Origin of the sequence: Actinophytocola sp. (genome assembly GCF_050699915.1) — a bacterium.
Classification (GTDB): domain Bacteria; phylum Actinomycetota; class Actinomycetes; order Mycobacteriales; family Pseudonocardiaceae; genus Actinophytocola.
In genome coordinates this window covers 154,797-176,074 of sequence record NZ_JBOHGA010000001.1, presented here as the reverse complement: position 1 = coordinate 176,074, position 21,278 = coordinate 154,797, and the positions used below count along the sequence as shown (strand labels likewise).

The 21,278-nt window shown below is 68.7% G+C and carries 18 protein-coding genes; 9 read left to right on the top strand and 9 right to left on the bottom strand.

Features of this window, described 5'->3' with window-relative positions; genetic code table 11:
- Positions 1–1,171 precede the first annotated feature (1,171 nt).
- Genes ACRDSK_RS00640 through ACRDSK_RS00630 form a run of 3 tightly spaced genes read right to left on the bottom strand, consistent with a single transcriptional unit; the run spans position 1,172 to position 2,229 of the window.
- On the bottom strand, positions 1,172–1,381 hold the full coding sequence (locus ACRDSK_RS00640) for a hypothetical protein (RefSeq protein WP_431437830.1): 210 nt from the start codon (positions 1,379–1,381) through the stop codon (positions 1,172–1,174).
- Positions 1,382–1,385: 4 nt separating this feature from the next.
- On the bottom strand, positions 1,386–1,964 hold the full coding sequence (locus tag ACRDSK_RS00635; protein WP_431437829.1) for a DUF5994 family protein: 579 nt from the start codon (positions 1,962–1,964) through the stop codon (positions 1,386–1,388).
- A 46-nt stretch (positions 1,965–2,010) separates the two neighbouring features.
- Positions 2,011–2,229, bottom strand: coding sequence for a LapA family protein (locus ACRDSK_RS00630; RefSeq protein ID WP_431437828.1), 219 nt, complete (start codon positions 2,227–2,229; stop codon positions 2,011–2,013).
- A 1,052-nt stretch (positions 2,230–3,281) separates the two neighbouring features.
- Here ACRDSK_RS00630 and ACRDSK_RS00625 point away from each other — a divergent pair.
- Complete coding sequence (locus ACRDSK_RS00625; protein ID WP_431437837.1) at positions 3,282–4,778, top strand: MFS transporter; 1,497 nt, start codon at positions 3,282–3,284, stop codon at positions 4,776–4,778.
- 314 nt (positions 4,779–5,092) lie between these two features.
- On the opposite strand, the gene ACRDSK_RS00620 is transcribed toward ACRDSK_RS00625, so the two are convergent.
- The 5 genes from ACRDSK_RS00620 to ACRDSK_RS00600 are packed head-to-tail and all read right to left on the bottom strand — an operon-like array spanning position 5,093 to position 8,754.
- The gene (locus tag ACRDSK_RS00620) at positions 5,093–5,437 is read right to left on the bottom strand and encodes a hypothetical protein (protein ID WP_431437826.1); all 345 of its coding nucleotides are present in this window, start codon (positions 5,435–5,437) and stop codon (positions 5,093–5,095) included.
- The gene (locus ACRDSK_RS00615; protein ID WP_431437825.1) at positions 5,434–5,874 is read right to left on the bottom strand and encodes a type II 3-dehydroquinate dehydratase; all 441 of its coding nucleotides are present in this window, start codon (positions 5,872–5,874) and stop codon (positions 5,434–5,436) included. Before ACRDSK_RS00615 ends, ACRDSK_RS00620 begins: the two co-directional genes overlap by 4 nt.
- Entirely contained in the window at positions 5,828–6,658 is an 831-nt protein-coding gene (locus ACRDSK_RS00610; RefSeq protein WP_431437824.1) for a citryl-CoA lyase, read from the bottom strand. Before ACRDSK_RS00610 ends, ACRDSK_RS00615 begins: the two co-directional genes overlap by 47 nt.
- Complete coding sequence (locus tag ACRDSK_RS00605; RefSeq protein WP_431437823.1) at positions 6,655–7,872, bottom strand: CaiB/BaiF CoA transferase family protein; 1,218 nt, start codon at positions 7,870–7,872, stop codon at positions 6,655–6,657. Before ACRDSK_RS00605 ends, ACRDSK_RS00610 begins: the two co-directional genes overlap by 4 nt.
- Positions 7,873–7,932: 60 nt before the next feature.
- Complete coding sequence (locus tag ACRDSK_RS00600; RefSeq protein WP_431437822.1) at positions 7,933–8,754, bottom strand: IclR family transcriptional regulator; 822 nt, start codon at positions 8,752–8,754, stop codon at positions 7,933–7,935.
- Between the two features lie 205 nt (positions 8,755–8,959).
- Between ACRDSK_RS00600 and ACRDSK_RS00595 the strand changes: the two genes are divergently transcribed.
- Genes ACRDSK_RS00595 through ACRDSK_RS00570 form a run of 6 tightly spaced genes read left to right on the top strand, consistent with a single transcriptional unit; the run spans position 8,960 to position 16,843 of the window.
- The gene (locus tag ACRDSK_RS00595) at positions 8,960–10,438 is read left to right on the top strand and encodes an aldehyde dehydrogenase family protein (protein WP_431437821.1); all 1,479 of its coding nucleotides are present in this window, start codon (positions 8,960–8,962) and stop codon (positions 10,436–10,438) included.
- Positions 10,435–12,183, top strand: coding sequence for a thiamine pyrophosphate-binding protein (locus tag ACRDSK_RS00590; protein WP_431437820.1), 1,749 nt, complete (start codon positions 10,435–10,437; stop codon positions 12,181–12,183). Before ACRDSK_RS00595 ends, ACRDSK_RS00590 begins: the two co-directional genes overlap by 4 nt.
- Before the next feature lie 32 nt (positions 12,184–12,215).
- A complete protein-coding gene (locus tag ACRDSK_RS00585; protein ID WP_431437819.1) occupies positions 12,216–13,373 on the top strand; it encodes an ABC transporter substrate-binding protein in 1,158 nt (385 codons plus the stop codon).
- A 55-nt stretch (positions 13,374–13,428) separates the two neighbouring features.
- On the top strand, positions 13,429–14,298 hold the full coding sequence (locus tag ACRDSK_RS00580; RefSeq protein WP_431437818.1) for a branched-chain amino acid ABC transporter permease: 870 nt from the start codon (positions 13,429–13,431) through the stop codon (positions 14,296–14,298).
- Positions 14,295–16,103, top strand: a complete 1,809-nt coding sequence (locus ACRDSK_RS00575) for a branched-chain amino acid ABC transporter ATP-binding protein/permease (protein ID WP_431437817.1) — start codon at positions 14,295–14,297, stop codon at positions 16,101–16,103. Before ACRDSK_RS00580 ends, ACRDSK_RS00575 begins: the two co-directional genes overlap by 4 nt.
- Positions 16,100–16,843: an ABC transporter ATP-binding protein gene (locus ACRDSK_RS00570; protein WP_431437816.1), complete on the top strand. Its 744-nt coding sequence runs from the start codon at positions 16,100–16,102 to the stop codon at positions 16,841–16,843. The genes ACRDSK_RS00575 and ACRDSK_RS00570 overlap by 4 nt, the downstream gene beginning before the upstream one ends.
- Positions 16,844–16,850: 7 nt before the next feature.
- Here the strand turns inward: ACRDSK_RS00570 and ACRDSK_RS00565 are convergent, their stop codons facing one another.
- Entirely contained in the window at positions 16,851–17,795 is a 945-nt protein-coding gene (locus ACRDSK_RS00565; protein WP_431437815.1) for a ThuA domain-containing protein, read from the bottom strand.
- Between the two features lie 304 nt (positions 17,796–18,099).
- Between ACRDSK_RS00565 and ACRDSK_RS00560 the strand changes: the two genes are divergently transcribed.
- The gene (locus tag ACRDSK_RS00560; protein WP_431437814.1) at positions 18,100–20,196 is read left to right on the top strand and encodes a PQQ-binding-like beta-propeller repeat protein; all 2,097 of its coding nucleotides are present in this window, start codon (positions 18,100–18,102) and stop codon (positions 20,194–20,196) included.
- A 131-nt stretch (positions 20,197–20,327) separates the two neighbouring features.
- Positions 20,328–21,233 carry a shikimate dehydrogenase gene (locus ACRDSK_RS00555; protein WP_431437813.1) on the top strand — a complete coding sequence of 302 codons (906 nt, stop codon included), beginning with the start codon at positions 20,328–20,330 and terminating at the stop codon, positions 21,231–21,233.
- Positions 21,234–21,278: the final 45 nt, after the last annotated feature.

The window sequence follows — 21,278 nt, the reverse complement described above, 5'->3', positions numbered from 1 at the left end:
CATCGTGCACACTGATCACCGCAGCCCTTGGATCGATCTTCGTTCTGTCGCAAGACGAATGATCAACCAAGGGCTGCGTTCATGATCAACCGGGTGGATGCCACCAACCCCGAGGTTAAAAATCAAGTTTAGGCCATGTTCGGCCTGAGCGAAGTGGCTGAGCAGGGCGTACGTGCACCGTCGACCACGCGTTCGTCCAGGCGACTGGCGCACCTTCGTGCTGCCACCGGTCCGGTACACCGATCCAGCGGCGATGCGTGCCGTCGGGCGGGGACTGCTGGGCCAGGTCACGCTGCCCGTGACCCTGGCCCCGGCGTCTGGTTCGCCTGCCTCGCAGCGCCTCGACCAGGTCCTGGATGCCTTCACCCGCTGTGTGGCCCGCTACGGGTTCGAAGGCACCACCCTCCAGCGCGTCGCCGACGAAGCGGGCATGACCCCGCAGCCACCTCCGCCGTTACGCGGGCAATCGCGACGACCTGCGCGAGCTGTTCGCCCAGCGCCTCATCAGCAGGTACGCCGACCAGGCGAAGCAGCTCGCCCACGCCGGTCCCGCCGAACAGCGCGCACAAGCCCTGATCGGCTACCTCTTCGGCGAGGACATGGAACCCGGCGACGACAACGCCACCATCGACGCCATCCTGGCCGCCGCGCGCTTCGACGACACGCTCCGCGAACGCATCCGTACCGTTTTACGCGTCCATGTAGGTCTCGACGTCACCGACGGCACCAGAGGCGACTCGAACGTACGCATCATCTTCGACCGAGTCGGAGCCGCAGCGACCTTCCCGGTCATCGCCCGCTCTGGCCGCCACCATCGGCAGGTTCGACGCCGACATCGAAGAAGTCATCAGGCCGACCGAGCTCAAAGCCACCTTCGCGCACCTGGCCCACCGCTACGCCAACGCAGCGACCAACGGATCCTCCACGCTCAACGCCACGCTCAAGCCAATGAGTAACTGACGTACCCGTCGACCATGATCCGGACGGATGAGCAGCGCTGGGTACCGACCTGCTCGGTTGTCAGACCCGACGGTCGGCCTGGGTGTTGACCGCGCGCGGGCGTCGTGGTCGCCTCCACCGTCGCCCGGTCCGTCGATGCCTCTGGCGACGGTTCTCCCACGACCCCGTCCAATGCTTCCCTAGCGACCAACCGCGAGGGCGCGCGGCGGCGCTACCGGTCGGTCGGCGGCACGGTATACGTGAGTGAGTCCAACAGGTGGCCGCCATCGTCGAGCAGCTCCACCCGCACCCGCCTGCCGGCGGTCACGCCCAGCTCCGCCGCGCCCCGCTCGTTTCGCGGGGTCAAACGGAAGACGACGGTGTGCTCTTCCCGCAGCAGGGTGCGGTCGTCAGACGTTCGGTAGGACATCGTGCGTGGCATTAGGTCATCTCCCCGTCCTGCTCGCCGACAGGCGCGACGTCATCTGGGGCGCGTATATGCGACCGCCGTCGACCTCCCAGCGGTCCACGGCGATGTCCGGCAGGTCCTCGCCCGCCGGCCCCGGGTCGGCCGCCGCGGCGGGCGCGAGCAAGTCGTCGACACTGTCGACGTTGTCCCGCCGGCCCGTCGTCATCAGTACCTGGTGCGCGATCGGCTCGGCGGTTCCCGGCGGAAGGACCAGCAGCGTGACACGCCGCCCGGTCGCCCCGATCACGTCGATGGTGTGCGGGTTCTGCGACCGGTATCCACCGAGCCGGAGCAGCCGGCCGTCGACCAGGAGGCGCCGTGGCACGGCGTCCCAGGCGGTGAGGTCGTAGGTCACCCCCTCGACGTGGCCCAACCGAACGCCAAGCACCTCGATCAGCGCCGGGAGTTCGGTAGCCAGGTCGAGGGACCGGGGCCACCACGCCCCGTCCACGTACCCGGTGGCGGGTGCCTTCGGCTTCAACTTCAGCCGCAGCGCCTGCCGGGCCGGGCCGGCCGCCGGTGGCCTGTTGGTTGGAAGATGCGGGCCCGATGTCATGTCGGTGCTCCCGTCCCCGGCCGAGACGGCCGGTGTTGCATGACGCTCAGTGGCGCTGCTTGCGGACGAGGCGCCGTAGCTGGGTGATGCGCGCGGTGCCGAGTATCAGGGTCAGCAGCACGGAGCCGACCGCGCCGATGAGCAACGCGACGGCCAGCGGGGTGCTGGTGGTCATCCACAGGAAGGAGATCTCGGTACTGCGGGTGTTCTGCACCAGGAAGATGATCAGCAGCACCGCGAGGATCGCGGCGCCGGCGAGAGCCATCCAGGCCGCTCCGGTGCGAGTGTGCGGCACCTGCACGGCCTCGGGCGTGAGTTCGGGCGTGAGTTCGGCCGTGGGTGCAGGAGTCGGTTCAGGCTTGGCTTCGGGCATCGGCTGAGCCGGCTGCCTGCCCAGGTCGACCGGCGTCGGGGCAGGGGCACCAGGAGGACGGAGTCGGAGGTGGCCGTTGGTATCACTACTGCGAGTACGACGGACGGACATGAGTACCGCTTCTTCCAGGATTTTCGAGCCGGAAAAGGTGGCACCTCGGGAATGGGATGTCGTCGCGTCCCGACAACGCCCACTGTACGCCCTCCGCAGCGCAACCGTCAGCCTGGTCAACCGTCGTTACCCGTCACAGGGCCACGAGAGAAAACCCAGCTGAATATGGAGACCAATAAACGTCGAGAACGAAATATGCGTTGATCGCATGCGGTGCCGCGCTCGTCACGCTGGTGACCGGATACGACGGGGAGGTCTTCGGCGCGTCACCCGACGTCATCCACCAACTCCGCGTCGCCCCAGCAGCACGGTGTCGCCGACCGGCACGGTGGCCCCACGACCACGGTGCCGCCACCCGCCAGCCCGAACGGATGGCCGTCGGGCACGCCGCCGCAGCGTTCGCGACCCGGGCATCGGGCAGCGGGCCTACGGCCCGACCGCTAATGAGCGACTGACCTGCTGTACGTGGCCGTGAGGTTGGTGACACGCCTGCTGGTTGTGCTTGATCGTGGGGAGATCTCCGGGTGCGGTGGTGATTGCTCGGGTATCGGCCGCGGGGGTATGTCCCTCGACCGTTGCCCCGATGATCAACCTCGAACGACGAGAGCCCGGACCGCGCCCGGCTCCTCGGCTCATGTGTCTGGCCGTAGCTGATCGAGCGGCGTCGACCACCTCCGTTTGACCTCAACTAATGTGGAGGTTCTAGGTTGGGGTCAGTCGGCGATCTCGTCGGCCGACATCGTCAGGAGACCTCCGTGGGCCAGGAACAGCCAGCCACTACTACCTCACCGGTCACCGCGCGGGCCGGCCGGCGGGCGTGGCTCGGGCTGGCGATGCTCGCGCTGCCCGCCCTGCTCGTGTCGATGGACCTGACCGTGCTGCACTTGGCGGTGCCGAGCCTGAGCGCAGATCTGGCGCCGAGTAGCTCACAGCTGCTGTGGATCGTCGACATCTACGGATTCATGATCGCCGGGTTCCTGATCACCATGGGCACCCTCGGGGACCGGATCGGGCGGCGGCGGCTGCTGCTCATCGGCGCCGCCGCGTTCGGCATCGCTTCGGTGCTCGCCGCGTTCTCCACCAGCCCGGAGATGCTGATCGCCGCCCGCGCACTGCTCGGGATCGCCGGGGCAACCCTGGCCCCGTCGACACTCGCCCTGATCCGCAACATGTTCCACGACCCGGCGCAGCGCACGGTGGCGATCTCGGCGTGGTTCACCAGCTTCCTGGCCGGCGCGGCGCTCGGCCCGGTGGTCGGCGGGGCGCTGCTGGAGTTCTTCTGGTGGGGCTCGGCGTTCCTGATCGGCGTCCCGGTGATGGTGCTACTGCTCGTGGTCGGACCGGTGCTGCTGCCCGAGTACCGCGACCCCCAGGCCGGCCGGGTGGACCTGCCCAGCGCGGGAATGGCGCTGGCCGCGGTGCTGGCCGTCATTTACGGGCTCAAGCAGGTCGCCGCGGACGGACTCACCGTGCTGCCCGTCGCGGTGGTCGTCGCCGGACTCGTGATCGGTGTGGTCTTCGTCCGGCGCCAACGCATCCTCGCGACCCCGCTGGTCGATCTGGGGCTGTTCCGATCGCGCGCGTTCAGCGTGTCGCTTGGCGCGTTGACGATCAGTTCGGTCGTCATGGGCGGCGTGGGCTACCTCGTCGCGCAATACCTGCAGCTCGTCACAGGGCTCTCCCCACTGACCGCAGGGCTGTGGATGCTGGTTCCGCTCGGCGTCGGGATCGTGTCGATGGTGGCGGCCCCGCTGCTCGTGCGTCGGGTCCGCCCCGGCTACGTCATCGCCGCCGGACTGGGGCTGGCCGCTGTCGGGTTCGCGGTCGTGAGCCAGGTCGGCGACGCCTCCACATCCGCGGTCGTGATCATCGGGCTGAGCATCGTGTTCGCTGGTCTGATGCCCGTCGCGGCCCTGGGGGCCGACGTCGTCCTCGGCGCTGCCCCACCAGAGCGAGCCGGAGCGGCATCGGCGATCTCTGAGACGTCCCAGGAACTCGGCCTGGCTTTGGGCATCGCACTGCTGGGCAGCATCGCCACCGCCGTCTACCGCGGCCAGCTGGCTGGTACCGTCCCTGCCGATGTCCCCGGCACGGCCGCGGAGGCGGCCCGCGACACCCTCGGCGGCGCCACCGGTGTGGCCGATCAACTCCCCGTCGCCGTGCTCGACGCCGCCGCCGACGCGTTCACCAACGGCATGCAGGCCGCCGCCGCGGTCAGCGCCGCCGCGCTCGCCGGAGTCGCCCTCGCGGCCGCCATCGCACTCGGACGCGTGGGCTCCGAACCCGACGGCCACCCGGACCGCCAGCTCCACGCACCGGCGTCAACGTGAAGAACCGCGGGTCGGTGACGGTGCCGGTCCCAGCCGGAGAACGGCGCGGTAGGCGATACGATGTGGAGGAAGATGGTTGCGCATCCGCCGTGGTGGGCCGCCAGATTGTCAGCCTTTCCGCCCGCGTCCTGGGAGAGATGCGATGACGAGCAAGAACACGCCCTCGGGCGCGGTAGGTCTCGGGATCTGGGGAAATCTCGGGGTCTGGATCGCATTTGGCTCTCTCTTCGGCGTCGTCGTCGGGGGTTTTTTTGACAACGTCGCTCTCGGTGTCGCGCTAGGTGTGGCCCTGGGTGTGGTCGTCGGCTCCGTCTTCATCGCGCGAAGGAATGACGCCGGTCGGCGTGATTGAGCTCGACGCCGACCAGCGCGCCCTCGGCGTGCACCGCGTCGGCGAGACGGCGCAACCCGGCGATCATCTGGTCGTCGTGGGCACCGAGCTCCCGTGTGCGGCCGCGCCCGTCCGCTCGTACGTAGGCGGCCTCGGTGAACACCAACGCCGCACCGCCCGCCGCTCGAGCACGCAGGTAGGCGATGTACCGGTCTGTCGGGGTTCCGTCGAGGGAGCAGTAGTTCCGCTCCATGGGTGCGCTGACGATCCGGTTGCGCAGCACGGCGTTTCCGACCCGCAGCGGCGTACCAAGCAGTCCGTCCGTCATGGACGATCGCGGATGTGCTGGACCAGCGCCTCCAGTGCGAGCGAGTAGCCGCGCCAGCCCGCGCCGGCGAGGTACACCGCGGCGGCCCCGGCGAAGATGTCGGTCCTGTCCTTGCCGTCCCAGGCGTACCACTGGGAGATGTGGACGATGGCGAGCGGGTGGTCGGTGTCTCGCACGGCATCGAGAAGTGCGTAGCCGTAGGAAGCGAGTCCGGCCGGGTTGATCACGTACCCGTCGAGCAGGTGGTGGCGCTCGTGTACCCATTCGGTGAGCGCGCCTTCGTAGTTCGACTGGAAGTGCAGGACGGTCACTTCGAGGCGCCGGGCGGTGGCGTCGACGTCCTGGGTGATGTCGTCGAGCGTCGCCTGGCCGTACTTCGCGGGATTCCGCTCACCGAGGCGGTTCAGGTTCGGTCCGTGCAGTACTGCCAGCTGCATCAGTCGACCCTCCTAGGTAGGTCGGCAGAACCGACCGTGGGATCGGACCCTTGTTCCGCCGTCCCTGGGTGGTCTCCTCCCACGCGTGCGCGAGGATTCCCACGCTCCTGCTCAACACGAACAGCCCGCGCGCCAGGGGCGACGGAAACCCGAGCTCCGCGTAGATGACCGCGGTCGCGCCGTCGATGTTCATCGGCACCGGCTTGGCCCGGCCTCCCTCCAGGACCTCCTCGACGGCCCGCGCCGCCTGGAGGTGGCGGCCGGCGACGACGCCGTCCGCCACGGCGCGGTCGACCAGATCGAGGAGCGGGTCCCGGCGCGGGTCCACCGGGTGGAAGCGGTGTCCGAAACCCGGCACGTACCGGTACCGGGCGACGGCCCGTTCGGTTGCGGCGTCGAGGCTCGCGCCGGTGTCCTGAAGGGACACGATCTCGGACAGCAGCTCGACGCACTGCTCGCCCGCACCGCCGTGGGAGTCGCCGAGTGCGTTCACTCCGGACGCCATGGCGTTGTTGAGGCCCACGCCGCACGTGGCGGTCATCCGGGCGATGGCGATCGATGGCGCCTGCGGCCCGTGGTCGACCGACGCGACCATCGCCGCCTCCAGCAGCGCGGCCTGCCGGGGAGCCGGAAGATCGCCGCGGACCATCAGCCAGATCGTCGAGACGAGGCCGGTCGAGCCGATGAGGTCCTGGACGGGCACGCCGCGAAGTTCCACCACGCCGGGCTCCATCCGGCAGATGCTGGTGGCCCACCAGTCCGCGGCCTCGGAGTCGGTGCTCATCCCGCGCGCTCGTCTTCGACCGCGACGGTGTCGGCCGAGCCGCCATCACGCCACCGAGTGATGAAGTCGCGGGTCTCGGCGTTGTGCTCGCCCAGCACCGGTGGCGGCCCGGCCGGGCGGAGCGGTTCACCGTTGATCAGCACGCCGTTGCCGCTGGCCCGCACGGATCGCTCGGTGTCGCCGGGGAACGGTACGTCGGTGAAGAAGCCGCGATGCGCCAGCTGTTCGGACTCGACCGCCTGCGGTACGGACAGGATGCGCGCGGCCGGGACGCCGATGGCGGGCAGGAGCTGTTCCCATTCGGCGGCGGTGCGCTTGCGGAGCTCACGGTTCAACTCGTCGTTCAACGCGTCGCGGTTGTGTTTACGTGCTTCGCGGTCGGCGAACCGGGAGTCGGACATGAGATCGGTCCGGCCGAGCAGCTCGCACAGCTTCTCGAACTGGGCCTGCCGGTTGGCGGCGATGTTGAGGGGACCGTCGGCGGTGTCGAACGTGCCGGACGGCGCGGCTGTCACGTTCTGCTGCCCCATCGGCGCCGGCCGGGCACCGCTGATCACGTAGTGGGACACCGCCCAGCCCATCGCCGACATCGAGGCCTCCAGCATCGACAGGTCGAGAAAGCATCCTTCGCCGGTGCGCTCGCGCCCCACCAGCGCGGCCGATATCGACAGCGCCGCCATCAGGCCGCCGACGGTGTCACAGACCGGGAATCCGACTCGCAGGGGCGCGGTCTCCTCGGTGCCGGTGATGCTCATCATCCCGGAGAGGCCCTGGATGATCTGGTCGTAGGCGGGCGCCTGACTCATAGGCCCGGTCTGGCCGAATCCCGTTATGGCGCAGTAGATCAGCGTCGGGTTGACGCTGCGCAGGTGCTCCCAGTCGAAGCCGAGTCGTGCGAGTACGCCGGCGCGGAAGTTCTCGAGCAACACGTCCGCGCCGCGCACCAGGTTCTCGAACGTCTCACGCTGTGCGGCATCCTTCAGATCGAACTCGATGGACTTCTTCCCCGCGTTCTGCGCCAGGAAGGACGCGCCGATGCCGGCGCTGTTCAGCTCCGGATCCGGACCGAGATGCCGTGCGAGGTCACCGGATCCCGGAACCTCGATCTTCACGACCTCGGCACCGAGCAGCATCAGCTGGTAGCTGCAGTACGGACCGGCCAGCACGTTCGTGAGATCGAGTACCCGGATGCCGCAGAGCGGTGAATTTTCCATGCGTCTACTCCTTCTGCGACGAAACGCAGAAATACGAGGATCGTCCGCCGGTCGATCGGGCTACATGCGGAACGGGTGATCGAAGCCCCGTTCGGCCATGTGTGCGGCGACCTCCGCGAGGGCGTCGACGAACTCCTTGATCCGCTCGTTGGGGAAGCGCACGGTCGGACCGCTCAGCGACAGGGCGGCGATCACCGATCCGGTGCGACCGATGACCGGCACGGCGACGGCGGACAGCCCGGTCTCGCGCTCGCCGTGACTGAAGGCGTATCCCTGCACGGCCGCCTCGTCGATCTGCGCACGCAGCGAATCGACGAATTCGGGGCCGTAGGGCGAACTGCGCGCCACGCGAGCGAGATGCGCATCGTCTGAGTTGCGCAGCAGGATCTTCGACGAGGCGCCCGCCCAGAGTGGGAGCTCGTCCCCGACGTGCACGACATGGCGCAGCGGCTGCGGACTTTCCTGCTGGGCGACGCAGACGCGGTAGATGTCGCGGACGACGTAGAGGTTGACAGTCTCGCGCTGCCGCTGCGCCAGTCCGCGCATCAGCTCCTTGGTCTCCGGCGGGAGTTCCCAGCTGCCGCGGGCCAGATGCGCCCAGCGCCACAGGCTCGGGCCGGCCATGTATCCCTTCGCCGTCGCCCAGAGCAGTCCGTTCTGTTCCAGGGTCTGCACGAGCCGGATCACCGTCGTCTTCGCGAGTCCGGTGGCCCGGACGATCTCCGCCACCGATATCGCGGGTTGGGACTCGGTGAGCAAGCCGAGGATGTCGATGGCGCGCTGCACGCTGCGCACACCCTGCGTCTCACCGGCGGTCTCGCCGGCTCCGCTCGCGGTGTCCCAGCGGGGCTCAGCGGCCTGATCCGTGCCGGTCGACTTCACAACCCCGTCCCCTCTTGCCACAACGATCCATCATCCTCACCGCTTCGCGTCGCTCCGTCCAGGGTTCGACTGCACGAGACCTCGCCTTCGTCGCCATAACGTCTTCGGCTCGAAGACTTGCCAGCGAATGTGGCGAGCCGTACGTTACACGCAGTCCGTACAGCGGTCCAGATGTACCGCTTGATGGTTCATGAGGAGAACTGTAGTGCTGCACGACGTTCTCAAACCGGCCAAGGCAGACGTCCCGACCGAGGCTCCGGCGTACGTGGCCGGCCGGTGGACCAGCGAGGGACCGCCCGCGAAGCGAGTCGGCCCGTTCGTCCGCGACGTTGTCACGCACTCCTACCCGGCGACTGCCGAGCAGCTTGAGACAGCGCGGGAATTCGCTCGCGACGGCGCGCGCATGGTCGCCGCGCTGGCGCCGGCCACCCGTGCCGCCGTGCTGGACCGCGCCGCACGGCTGGCGGCGGAGTATCGCGCCGGCTTCGCCCGGCTCATCGCCCTCGAGCTCGGCAAGCCCGTGAAGGACGGTCTGGGCGAGATGGACCGGGTGGCGGACACGTTCGCGGTCTGCGCCGGCGAGGCTCGACACATCGGCGGTGAGAACGTGCCGGTCGCCGGGTGGGCGCGCGGGGTGGGAAACACGGCCCTGACCTATCGGGCGCCGGCGGGGGTCGCGCTGGCGATCACGCCGTTCAACGCCCCGGCGAACCTGTTGGCGCACAAGCTGGGCGCCTCGTTCGCCGCCGGGAACACCACGCTGGTCAAGGCGCCGCCGCAGGCGCCGGCGACTACGGCCGCGATGGTGGCACTGGTGCTCGAGGCGGGTATGCCGGCGGAGGCCGTCCAGTTGCTCCATGGCGGCGGCGATGTGGGCGCGGCGCTGTGCGCGGCATCCGAGGTGGCCGTCATCAGCTTCACCGGCAGCCCGGAGACCGGCGCCGCGGTCGCCCGGGCCGCAGGCGCCAAGCGGCTGGTGCTGGAACTCGGCGGCAACGCCGCGACGATCGTGTGCGCGGACGCGGATGTCGCGCACGCCGCTGCCACCTGCGCGCGGACCGGTTACACGAACTCCGGGCAGAGCTGCATCTCCGTGCAACGCGTCTACGTGCAGCGCGAGCGATACGACGAGTTCCTCGCCACGTTCTGCACCGAGGTCCGCGGACTCACCGTGGGCGACCCGCTCGACCCGGCGACCGATGTCGGGTCGATGGTCGACGAGGACGCGGCCACACGGGTGGAGAAGTGGATCAGCCAGGCCGGCGCACAGGGCGCCCGGGTGCTGGTCGGCGGCGGCCGCGACGGCGCGACTCTGCACCCGACCGTCGTGGCGGCCCCGCCCGCCGACGCCACGCTGGTGACCGAGGAGGCCTTCGGCGCGCTGGTCGCCGTGCTGCCCTTCGACACCCTCGCCGAGGTCGTCGACACCTGCAACCGCAGCAGGTTCGGCCTGCAGGCCGGCCTGTTCACCAACGACATCGCCACGATCATCCACGCGTGGCGCGAGCTGCAAGTCGGCGGACTCATCGTGAACGGCTCGTCGAACTACCGTCTCGACCACGTCCCGTTCGGCGGGGTCAAGGACTCCGGTTTCGGACGGGAAGCGCCCAAGCAGATGATCGACGACTACACCGTGATCAAGACGCTGATCCTGCGCGGCATGTCCATCTGGGGGCAGGCATGAGCGCCCCCACCGTGACCGCGGCCGAGGCACTCGTCGCGCAGCTCGAGTCCTACGACGTCGAATACGTTTTCGGCCTGTGTGGACACACGAACATCGCCTTCCTGGACGCCTTGGGGCGCAGCGACATCCGCTTCGTCATCTCCCGGCACGAGCAGGCCGCCGCGCACGCGGCGGACGGGTATGCCCGGATGACGGGGAAGCCCGGGGTGCTCCTGGTCCACGTGGGACCGGGGATGATGAACGCGGTGACCGGTGTCGCGACCGCCGCGCTCGACTCCGTCCCACTGGTCACCATCGCCGGGGACATCCCGTCCTACTTCTACGGCCGGCATCCGCACCAGGAGGTGAACCTGCATCGCGACGCCGACCAGACCGCCATCTACGCGCCTTTCGTGAAGCGGGCGTGGCACGCCCACCGCGCCGAGGACCTCTCCCGGTTCACCGAACGGGCCTTCTGGACCGCGACATCGGGACGGCCCGGGACGGTGCTGCTCAACATCCCGATGGACCTGTTCTCCCGCCAGGTACCGGCGGAGTCGGCGACCACGTACCCGCTTGTCGCGCACCGGCCCAATCCAGCGGTGTCGCCTGCGGAGACACGACGGATCGCGGAGGCACTCGTCGGCGCGGAGCGGCCGCTGATCTACGTGGGCGGCGGCCTGCGGAACGACCCCGGGCGGCAGGCGCTGCGCCGGCTCGCCGAGCACCTCGACATCCCGATCGCGCACTCCCTCATGGCCAAGGGCACCGTGGACGACCGGCACCCGCTGGTGATGGGTATGACCGGCTTCTGGGGCCTGGACCTCACGAACAAGTACACGATGGACGCCGACGTCGTGCTGGCGCTCGCCACTCGGTTCGCCGAGACCGACGCGAGCTCGTGGAACTCCGAGTACACCTGGCAGTTCCCGCCGGGACGGCTCATCCAGATCGACATCGACCCCGCCGAGATCGGCCGGAACTACCCGGTCGAGATCGGCGTGGTGGCCGACGTCGGCGTCGCGGTTGAGGCCATCGCGGACGCCGTCGTCGCCCTGCGCCCCGAGGGCGCCACACGCCCCGCGCTGCGTGACACCATCCGCTCCGAGCGGGACGAGCTGTTCGCGTCGAGCCGGGAACGCGGCCGCAGCGGCGACTTCCCGCTGCGCCCCGAGCGGATCCTTGCCGACCTTCGAGACACGCTGCCGTCGAACGCGGTGCTCGTGACCGACGTGGGCTGGAACAAGAACGGTGTCGCACAGTGCTACGAGCTGCCACCCGACGGCCGGTTCGTCACACCGGGCGGGCTGTCCACAATGGGCTTTGGCCCGGCAGCGGCCATCGGCGTGCAGCTCGCCGAGCCCGACCGAGTGGTCGTCGCGTTGGTCGGAGACGGCGGGATGAGCGCGCAACTACCCGCGGTGCCGATGGCGGTCGAGCAAGGGTTGCCGGTGATCTTCCTGGTGATGAACAACCGCGCGCACGGCACGATCGCCGACCTGCAGGCAGCGAGCTTCGGCGCCAGCTTCGGCTGCGAGTTCCGCGACCAGAACGGCAACCCCTACTCGCCCGACTTCGCCGCCTACGGCCGGGCGTGCGGTGCCGACGGCTATCTCATCGAGAAACCCGAAGATCTCGCCGCCGCACTCCGCGAGGCGATCCAGCGTCGCGGGCCGGCGGTGCTGGACGTCCCGATGGTGAACGAACCCGTCCCCACCCCAGGCCATTGGAACATCAAGGACATCTACCGCGGTGTATTCGACTAGTACCCGAGAATTCCACAATGAGGTGACGTTTCATGGCCAGTGCACGAATTGCGCGAGTTCTCGCGTCCGCGGCCGTCATCGCCGTCGCGACGAGTACCGCGTGCAGCGCCCCTGGTAGCTCCTCGTCCTCGGAGGAGAACTCAGGCGGCCCGATCAAGATCGCCGTGGTCGACGCGCAGAGCGGGCAGCTGAGCTCGCTCGGACAATGGGAGTGGAAGGGCGCGAAGCTGGCCGCCGACGAGTGGAACGACAAGGGCGGGATCAACGGCCGGGAAATCCAGCTCGAGCTCTTCGACGACCAGGGCGACCCGACGGTCGGCACGAACCTCGCACGCAAGCTCGCCAGTGAGGACTTCATCGCGATGATCGGTACCGCGGAGAGCGCGGTCACCGTCGCCATGATCCCCATCCTGCAGCAGTCCAAGATCCCCAACATCACCTCCGGCCAGTCGCCCGCCATCGCGGCGACCAAGAGTCCGTTCGCGTTCTACAACGGCCCGACGAGCACGACCTATGACGAGACACTCGCCAAGTATCTCGTCGACCAGGAGGGCAAGAAGAAGATCGCGCTGATCTCCAACAACGGGTCCTACGGCAAGGGTGAGCGCGAGGCCTTCACCAAGGCCCTCGCCGACCGCGACGTCAAGCCGGTCGACGACCAGGTGGTGACCACCGACCAGAAGGACTTCAGCGCGGCGCTGACGTCGATCCGGCAGAAGGCACCGGACGTGCTGTTCGTCGGCACCGAGGAGGTCGAAGCGGGACTGATCGTCAAGCAAGCCCGCGAGCTCGGCATCACCGCGACGATCGCCGGAGCCGCTCCCATGGGGACACCGGTGTACCTGTCCACGGCCGGCGCGACGAACGCGGAGGGCACCGTCGTGAGCTCGCCCTACCTGAGCAACGACACGAGCGACGCCTCCCGCACGTTCGCCGATGCCTACCAGGCCGCGCACAAGGAGGAGGCTGAGCTGCACGGCGCGAAAGCCTACGACGGCGCGAACATCGTCTTCACCGCGCTGAAGGACAGCGATGTCGCCACGGGCGAGAAGTTGGCCGACGCGATACGGGCGACGAAGTATGAGGGCCTGCTCGGGAACTTCGAGTTCGACAAGACCGGCGTAGGCATCCACGCCACGTCGATCGGTGTCATCAAGTCCGGGAAGCTCGTCTCCGAGTCCGCCAGCTGACCCTTCCCGGGGCCGGGCACCGATGGTGTCCGGCCCCGGCGAGGTAAGGACGACCATGGAAGTCTTTTTCCAAACTCTTGTCGGCGGGCTCGGCTTCGGCGCCGTCTATGCCCTGGTTGCCATGGGATTCTCGCTCGTCTACCGGACGATGGGCCTGGTCAACTTCGCCCACGGACAGGTCGTCATGATCGGCGCCTACGCGGCGTCCACCTTCTATATGTCCGCACACCTGCCGTTCTTCATCGCCATCCCGGTCGCCATGGCGGTCACCGGCTTCGTCGGACTCGTCATCGAGCGGGTGCTGCGGCCGTTGGAGAACAAGGACTTCGACCTCATGCTGATCGGCACGATCGGCTTCGGCGTCGTACTCGAGTCCCTCGCGACGATCATCTGGGGCGCGACCGGGCACGCCGTGCCCTCTCCCGTCGACACCGCACCGCTCGACCTGTTCGGCATCCGCGTCCGCACCTACAGCCTCGTGGTCCTCGCCATCGCCGCCGTTGCGACCGTCGCGCTGGTGATGTTCCTGCAACGCACGAAACGCGGAGCGGCCATGCAGGCGGTCGCCATGGACCACGAGGCGGCCACCGCGGTCGGCATCCACGTCGGACGCAGCAACGCCATCGCCTTCGCCATCGGCGCCGGCCTCGCCGCGCTCGCCGGTGCCTTGGTCGCGCCGCTGCTCTACGTCAACCCGACGTTGGGCGGATCCCTTGGCATCAAGGGATTCGCCGCCGCGATCCTCGGCGGCTTCGGCAGTATCCCCGGCGCGATCGTCGGCGGGCTGGCCATCGGCGTGCTCGACTCGTACGCGGCTGGACGATTCCAGGCCTACTCCGAGCTCGTAGTGTTCCTGGTATTCACGGTCATCATCATGGTCCGGCCCACCGGTCTGTTCGGCGAGCGGACGGTGAATCGGGCATGAGGCTGCGTGTCGGAAGCGTCGCGGTCATCGCGGTGCTCGCCTGGTTTCTTCCCTATCAGCTCGATCTCTACAGCATCCACGTGCTCAACATCGCCATCGTATTCGCACTGCTGGCCATCGGACTCGGCCTGGCGTTGGGCATCAGCGGTCAGATCAACCTGGCCCAGGTCGCGTTCTTCGGCGTCAGCGCCTACGCCGTCGCCATCCTCACCACAAAGGCCGGACTCGGATTCTGGACGTCGGCCGTGCTCGCACTCATCGCGTCCGCGCTGATCGGCCTGTTCGTCGGCATCCCCGCGCTGCGCATGCAGTCCCACTACCTCGGCATCGTCACCCTCGGGCTGGCGCTCGCCTTCACGAACTGGGTTACCAACAGCACACTCACCGGCGGCGCGGACGGCATCTCCGGCATCCCCGCGCCGCCGCTGCTGGGCATCGACCTCTCCAACGAGTACCTGTACTACTACCTCGAGCTGATCGTGTTCGGGCTCGCGCTGGGGTTCGCCGGCTTCCTCGCGAACACCGGGCTGGGCCGGCGGATGCGGGCGATGCGCGACGACTCGCTAGCCGCCGGCGCGGTCGGCGCCCCGGTGCCGATCCTGCGGATGACGGCCTTCGTGCTGGCCAGCCTCTACGGTGGCGTGGCCGGAGTGCTCTATGCCGGCCTCATCCGGTACGTCGCGCCCGAGACCTTCAGCATCGCCAACATGTTCCTACTGCTCGCCATGGTCATCATCGGCGGCCGACAGAGCATCGTCGGCTGCGTCATCGGCGCGATCGCGCTGTCCCTGCTGCGCGAGGCGCTGGTCGACTTCTCCGTCTACGCGCAGCTGGGGTTCGGTGCGGTCGTCGTGCTCATGGTGGTGTTCGCCCCGACCGGACTGGCCGGCATTCCCACCCGGCTGCGCCGCGTGATCCGGCGCAAGGGATCGGCCGAGAAACGAGCCGTGCTGCGGCCGTTCCAGCCCGGTCTTCCCGCCGACGCCGAGCCCAGCCCCGGCGCGGGCCTGGAGATCACCAGGATCAGCAAGCAGTTCCGCGGGCTGAAGGCACTCGTCGACGTGTCGATGTCGGTACAACCGGGCGAGATCCGGGGCGTGGTTGGACCAAACGGCTCCGGCAAGACCACCCTCTTCAACATCGTCAGCGGCATCTACACCGTCACCTCGGGCTCCGCGTCGGTCGACGGACGCGTGGTGACCGGACGCCGGCCCCACCACCTGTCCAAGCTCGGCATCGCCAGGACGTTCCAGAACCTCCGGCTGTTCGGCCAGATGACGGTCCGGGAAAACGTCCTGGTCGCCCTGGATCGGTCCGCCATGTGGTCGGTCTGGCGATACGTGCTGTGGCCGGTCGGCGTCTGGCGCACCGAGCGTGGGTTGCGCCGACGCGCGGACGAACTGCTGGACCGGTTCGGCCTCACCGACTTCGCCGGCGCGGCACCCCGGTCCCTCCCCTACGGGATCCAGCGGCGACTCGAGATCGCACGCGCGATGGCGACGAACCCGAGTCTGCTCCTCCTCGACGAGCCGGCCGCCGGGCTCAACGGCCACGAGGTCGGTCAGTTGAGCGACATCGTCCGGTCCATTCGCGACAGTGGGGTGACGGTAGTGCTCATCGAGCACAACATGGGCCTGGTCATGTCCCTGTGCGACCGCGTGACCGTACTGGCCAGCGGAAGTGTGATCGCCGAGGGTACGCCAGCCGAGGTGGCCGTGCGCCCCGCCGTGATCGAGGCGTACCTGGGCGACTCGATGAACACCGCGGACATCGCTGCCGAGGTGGAGACGGAGGTGGCACGATGACCGTGCGGTCCCCGGAGGCGGTCCAAAACCTCCAGGAACTCGTGGTGTCCGGCCTGTCGGTGCACTACGGCGGTGTCCAGGCCGTCAGGTCCGTCAGCTTCACCGTCGGCGCGGGACAGTGCGTCGGCATCATCGGCGCGAACGGCGCAGGCAAGACGTCGACCCTGAAGGCTCTGATGGGTCTCGTGCCGCGCACAGCGGAGACCATCCGGTTCGGCGACCACGACCTCACCAAGGTCAGGGCGCGGAACATCGTGCGCCACGGCATCGGGTACGTGCCGGAGGGCAGGCATGTCTTTCCCGGTCTGTCCGTGGAGAAGAACCTGATGCTCGGCGCTTACGTCCGGTCGTGGAAGGGCGAGACCCGGGCGACCATGGACGAGGTGTTCGAGCTGTTTCCCATGCTCGGCGAGATGCGCCACCGTCTCGCCGGGGCGCTCTCCGGCGGCCAGCAGCAGATGCTGGCGGTGGGCCGGGCGTTGATGTCGAACCCGCGGCTCATCCTGCTCGACGAGCCGTCCATGGGCCTGTCCCCCAAGCTCATCGAGGACATTCTGGAGGTCCTGCAGCGGCTCAGCGCTGCCGGGCACGGTCTGCTCCTGGTCGAGCAGAACGCGAAGCTCACCTTCGAGGCGACGAAGACCTGCCTGGTCATGGAGAACGGGGAGGTTGCCATGACGGGGACCTCGGCCGAGCTCCGCCGCGATCCCCGTGTCCGGCAGATCTACCTCGGTCTCTGAGCGGAGCTCACCGGCAGAACGGCTCGGCTCCCGCAGCGGACCGGATCCCCCCGACGATGAGCTTCTGGAAGTACGCGGCACCGTCCGAGACGGCCGGGTCGGCGAATGCCGCAGCGTCATGGCCCAGCGTGGTGACCCACGACCGGCCGCCGTCGTAGTACTGACACCACGCGACCGGGTGGTCGTCGCCATGCCCGGGATGTCCCATCGAGCCGCGGACCCCTCGAGCCAGCGTCGACTCGTCGACCGTGGCGAGCGTGCGGACGTCGCTGGGGAACGGCACCAGGTTGTACCACTCGTCGGCGAACGCCCACCGGCGCGGCAGATCCTTTGTGGACACGTCCTTGCGGTCGACCGTCCGCACCGTTCCCGGCTGGTAGGGGCCGTGGTCGTAGTAGTTGGCGTTGCCCAGCAGGCCCTCGTACCACTGCCAGTTGTACTCGGTACCGAACGCGTTGTGGATCCCGACGAACCCGCCGCCACCACGGACGTACTGGCGCAGCGAGGTCTGTGCCGCGTCGTCGAGGGTGTCTCGCGTCGTGCTGAGGAAGATGACGGCGTTGTAGTTGAACAGCCGCGACGGGCTGCTGAGCTGGGTCACGTCTTCGGTCCAGTCGGCGGCGAACCCGTTCTGCTGACCTAGCCGGACAACGGCGTTCTGTGCCACGTTCGCGTCGGTGAGCGGCGGGTTCAGCCCCGGCGCCAGTGCAGGGCCGAGGTTCGCGTGCCGGGGTCCCGCGGTCCGGGAGTAGATCAGCACCCTGATTCCCTGCGACAAGTCGAAGTTGCCCCACTCGTGGTAACACTGCGGCCGGGGACCACGGCACACGCCGTAGTCCGGCTCCCCGAGCTCCCGAGCCCCGGTGCTACTCCCGTGATCGGCCCCCGCCGGCACGCCGAGGGCGACGACGGTGGCCGCGGTGGCGACTGCCGCGCTCGCGATCGCGGCCATCAATGTTGATGCTCGTCTGTTCACAGTGCACGGCCTCTCTCTCGTTCTCGACAACACGAACCAGTCAGGTCCGCTACGCGGTCTAGACGCACCACTGTGGAGACCGGCACGCTACCTCTGACCGCTTCACGCAGGCAAGCATTCTCCGAACAGGGACCACTTCTTGCCTTGCGGCACGCACAGTGGCTCACCTACCCTGAACCGTCAGATAGTTCAATAGGTCCGCTATACGGACCTTCTTGACGTGACAGCGTTCCAACCATGGAGGCGGCGCGGCATGGCGGAGATCCAGCGAAGAGAGCTCATGAAGGGTGCTGCAGCGGCGGCAGTGGGCGTCGCGGTCGGCACCGGGCTGACGTCCACGCTGCCCGCGACGGCCGAGCCGGCGGTCCGGCATACCGGGCACCCTCTGGCGACAAAGCCGGGTGGCCGCGACTTCCCGAAGGTCGGCGGGAACCTCGGCAACCAGAACTACACCGCACTCGGCGGCATCCACCGGGGCAACATCAGAAAGCTCGGCGCCGCTTGGGTGAACCGGATCGAGGGCGGCCTCACCACTGGCACCAACCAGAGCACGGCCGTCGCCGTCGACGGCGTGCTCTACATCGAGTCCGCGCTCGGCAACGTGCACGCCGTCGACGGCGCGACCGGCGTCACGAAGTGGGTCTATCACCAGGCTCGTGGCACCCTGACCCGCCGTGGGGTCGCTGTCGGCCAGGGCATGGTGTTCACCCATGCCAGAGGCAGCTGGATCATCGCGCTGGACCAGCAGACCGGTGCTGTCGCCTGGGAACGGCAGATCACCGGCTACGGCAACATGGAGAAGGTCGCCGTCACCTATCACGACGGCCGGCTCTACTGCGGCACCCACGACGGCGACCGCGGCGCGGGTCTCGCGCTCGATGCGAGCAACGGCGATGTCGTCTGGCATTTCTGGGGCGCACCCGGCCCGGGCGAGATCGGCAACGACACCTGGGAAGGCGACTCCTGGCAGACCGGCGGCGCCACACCGTGGCTCCACCCCGCGGTGGACCCCGACCTCGGCCTGGTCTACTGGGCGTTCGGCAACGCCCGTGGCAGCCGGTCCTCACAGGACGGTTCGGAACGCGCCGGGGAGAACCTGTTCTCCAGCTCGCTCGTCGCGATCGACATGGAGACCGGCGAGTACCGGTGGCACTTCCAGTCCATCCACCACGGCATCTGGGACATGGACAACACGATGGCGCCCGTGCTCGCGGACGTGCGCATCCGCGGCCGCATGCGCAAGATCGTGATCTACGGCAGCAAGTGCGGCATGTACTACATCCTCGACCGCACCGACGGCTCCGCACCGCTGGGCATCGACGAGGTGTCCGTGCCTCAGGAACCGAGGCAGAAGACCTGGCCGACACAGCCGTTCCCGCGGCAGGGCCCGTGGACCGAGACCACGGTGGTCGACCAGCCCCTCGGCACGTCGGTTCCGGGCAACCCCAACCGTGCGGTGCCCAACTACGTGCAGGGATCGCTGTACGACCCGCACTGGGACATCCCGATCCTCTCGATCCCCGGTCACGGCGGCGGCGCCGACTGGAGCCACCAGTCCTTCAGCCACAGCACCGGACTCGTGTACACCGGGTTCGGCTACGTCGCGGCGGCGCACTCGCTGACCGAGGCCAGCAACGGGCTGCGCCCGCCGGGCGAGTACCAGACCGGCGGCATCGTCGCCGTCGACGCGTGCACCAACAAGGTCCGCTGGAAGAAGCACATGCCCTACTCGCTGGCGCACGGCAACGGCATCCTCACCACCGCGAGCGACCTGCTGTTCATCGGGCAACCCGACGGCAACCTGCTCGGCCTGGACGCCCGCAGCGGCCGTGAGCTGTGGCGGTTCCAAACCGGCGCCGCGATCAGCAGCAGCCCCATCATGTACGAAGTGGACGGACAGCAGTACATGGCCGTCTACGCAGGCGGCACCGGCATACCCTACGGAAACTCCGCGCCACGCGGCGACTTCCTGTGGGCCTTCACGATCGGCGGCACCGTCGAACCGGCTCCGACACCACCACCGCCGGTCATCCGTCGACCCGTGTCCGGCGAACCGGTCGAGGGCGGCACAGTCGGCAACACCGTCGTGATCGGCCGCACCTACGACCCGGACACCGGCGAGATCGGCGCCACCGAGTCGACCGCGGTCAACGCCATGGCGCCCACACATCTGCGCGTTCCCATCGGCACCACCGTCACCTTCACCAACCATCCCGGCAACGCGGGTACCCGCGGGGCTACCCAGTTCTTCGAAGGACTCTTCGACGTCAGGCTCGCCCCCGGCGAGTCCTACACACACACGTTCCGGAAGAGGGGCGAGTACTTCTTCAACGACCCCGCCAGCCCCCGGTCCACCGGCAAGATCGAGGTCTTCTGAGCAACCTCGCGCGGGCGCGCCGCGTGATCCGCACGGCGCGCCCGTTGTCCGTTCTTCCCCTCGCACCGTTGGCGGCGTATAAGTAACTATCTAGTTCGTTCGCAGCGGTCGGATGTCTCGCAGGAGAGCTCATGGCACCAGCGCGCGACGGCACCGGCTACCTCGTCGGCCTGATCGGCTCGGGCATCGGCACCTCGTTGAGCCCGGCACTGCACGAACGGGAGGGCGACGCCCTCGGTATCCGCTACCTCTACCGAATCCTCGACATCGACGGCCTCGGCGTGCCGGCCGCGGCGGTCGGCGACCTGCTGGCAGCCGCCGGACTCGCCGGCTACGACGGGCTCAACATCACCCACCCCGTCAAGCAGCTCGTCCTGGACCACCTCGACGACCTCTCCCCCGACGCAGCGGCGGTCGGCGCGGTCAACACAGTCGTCTTCGCCGACGGCCGGTCAGTCGGGCACAACACCGACCTGACCGGGTTCTCCCGTGCCCTGGGCGTCGGCCTTCCCGACGCCGCGTTGGACCGGATCGTGCTGCTCGGCGCGGGTGGCGCCGGTGCCGCGATCGGGCACGCCCTGCTCTCGCTCGGGGCGGGGACCATCCGGATCGTCGACGTCGATTCGGGTCGCGGCGAGCAACTTGCGGGCTCGCTGTGCAGGCGGTTCGGCGCAGGACGTGCGAGTGCGGGCCGGGTCGGCGAGCTGGCCGACGCGCTGCGCGACGCCGACGGACTCACCCACGCCACCCCGACCGGGATGGCGGGCCATCCCGGCCTTCCGCTCCCCGTGGAGCTGCTGCGACCAGACCTGTGGATCGCCGACCTCGTGTACCGGCCGCTGGAGACCGAGCTCGTCCGAACCGCTCGCGCACTCGGCTGCCGGGTTCTCGACGGCGGGCGCATGGCTGTCTTCCAGGCCGCGGACACGTTCCGGATCATCACCGGCCGCGAGCCCGACCTGGACCGCATGCTGCGTCACTTCGACGAGATGGCACGGAACACGCCGGATGGGAGGCAACCCCTTGCTCACCGATGAACGCGCCACCACGACCACCGAAGCCGAGCATCGTCCCGGGACGCA

Bases quoted from the DNA above. Each gene is read 5' to 3' on its own strand.
- ACRDSK_RS00635 (WP_431437829.1), bottom strand. From the start codon at position 1,964: ATGACATCGGGCCCGCATCTTCCAACCAACAGGCCACCGGCGGCCGGC.
- ACRDSK_RS00570 (WP_431437816.1), top strand. From the start codon at position 16,100: ATGACCGTGCGGTCCCCGGAGGCGGTCCAAAACCTCCAGGAACTCGTG.
- ACRDSK_RS00615 (WP_431437825.1), bottom strand. From the start codon at position 5,874: ATGCAGCTGGCAGTACTGCACGGACCGAACCTGAACCGCCTCGGTGAG.
- ACRDSK_RS00605 (WP_431437823.1), bottom strand. From the start codon at position 7,872: ATGGAAAATTCACCGCTCTGCGGCATCCGGGTACTCGATCTCACGAAC.
- ACRDSK_RS00590 (WP_431437820.1), top strand. From the start codon at position 10,435: ATGAGCGCCCCCACCGTGACCGCGGCCGAGGCACTCGTCGCGCAGCTC.
- ACRDSK_RS00585 (WP_431437819.1), top strand. From the start codon at position 12,216: ATGGCCAGTGCACGAATTGCGCGAGTTCTCGCGTCCGCGGCCGTCATC.
- ACRDSK_RS00620 (WP_431437826.1), bottom strand. From the start codon at position 5,437: ATGACGGACGGACTGCTTGGTACGCCGCTGCGGGTCGGAAACGCCGTG.
- ACRDSK_RS00625 (WP_431437837.1), top strand. From the start codon at position 3,282: ATGCTCGCGCTGCCCGCCCTGCTCGTGTCGATGGACCTGACCGTGCTG.
- ACRDSK_RS00555 (WP_431437813.1), top strand. From the start codon at position 20,328: ATGGCACCAGCGCGCGACGGCACCGGCTACCTCGTCGGCCTGATCGGC.
- ACRDSK_RS00610 (WP_431437824.1), bottom strand. From the start codon at position 6,658: ATGAGCACCGACTCCGAGGCCGCGGACTGGTGGGCCACCAGCATCTGC.
- ACRDSK_RS00560 (WP_431437814.1), top strand. From the start codon at position 18,100: ATGAAGGGTGCTGCAGCGGCGGCAGTGGGCGTCGCGGTCGGCACCGGG.
- ACRDSK_RS00640 (WP_431437830.1), bottom strand. From the start codon at position 1,381: ATGCCACGCACGATGTCCTACCGAACGTCTGACGACCGCACCCTGCTG.
- ACRDSK_RS00565 (WP_431437815.1), bottom strand. From the start codon at position 17,795: ATGGCCGCGATCGCGAGCGCGGCAGTCGCCACCGCGGCCACCGTCGTC.
- ACRDSK_RS00580 (WP_431437818.1), top strand. From the start codon at position 13,429: ATGGAAGTCTTTTTCCAAACTCTTGTCGGCGGGCTCGGCTTCGGCGCC.
- ACRDSK_RS00575 (WP_431437817.1), top strand. From the start codon at position 14,295: ATGAGGCTGCGTGTCGGAAGCGTCGCGGTCATCGCGGTGCTCGCCTGG.
- ACRDSK_RS00630 (WP_431437828.1), bottom strand. From the start codon at position 2,229: ATGGCTCTCGCCGGCGCCGCGATCCTCGCGGTGCTGCTGATCATCTTC.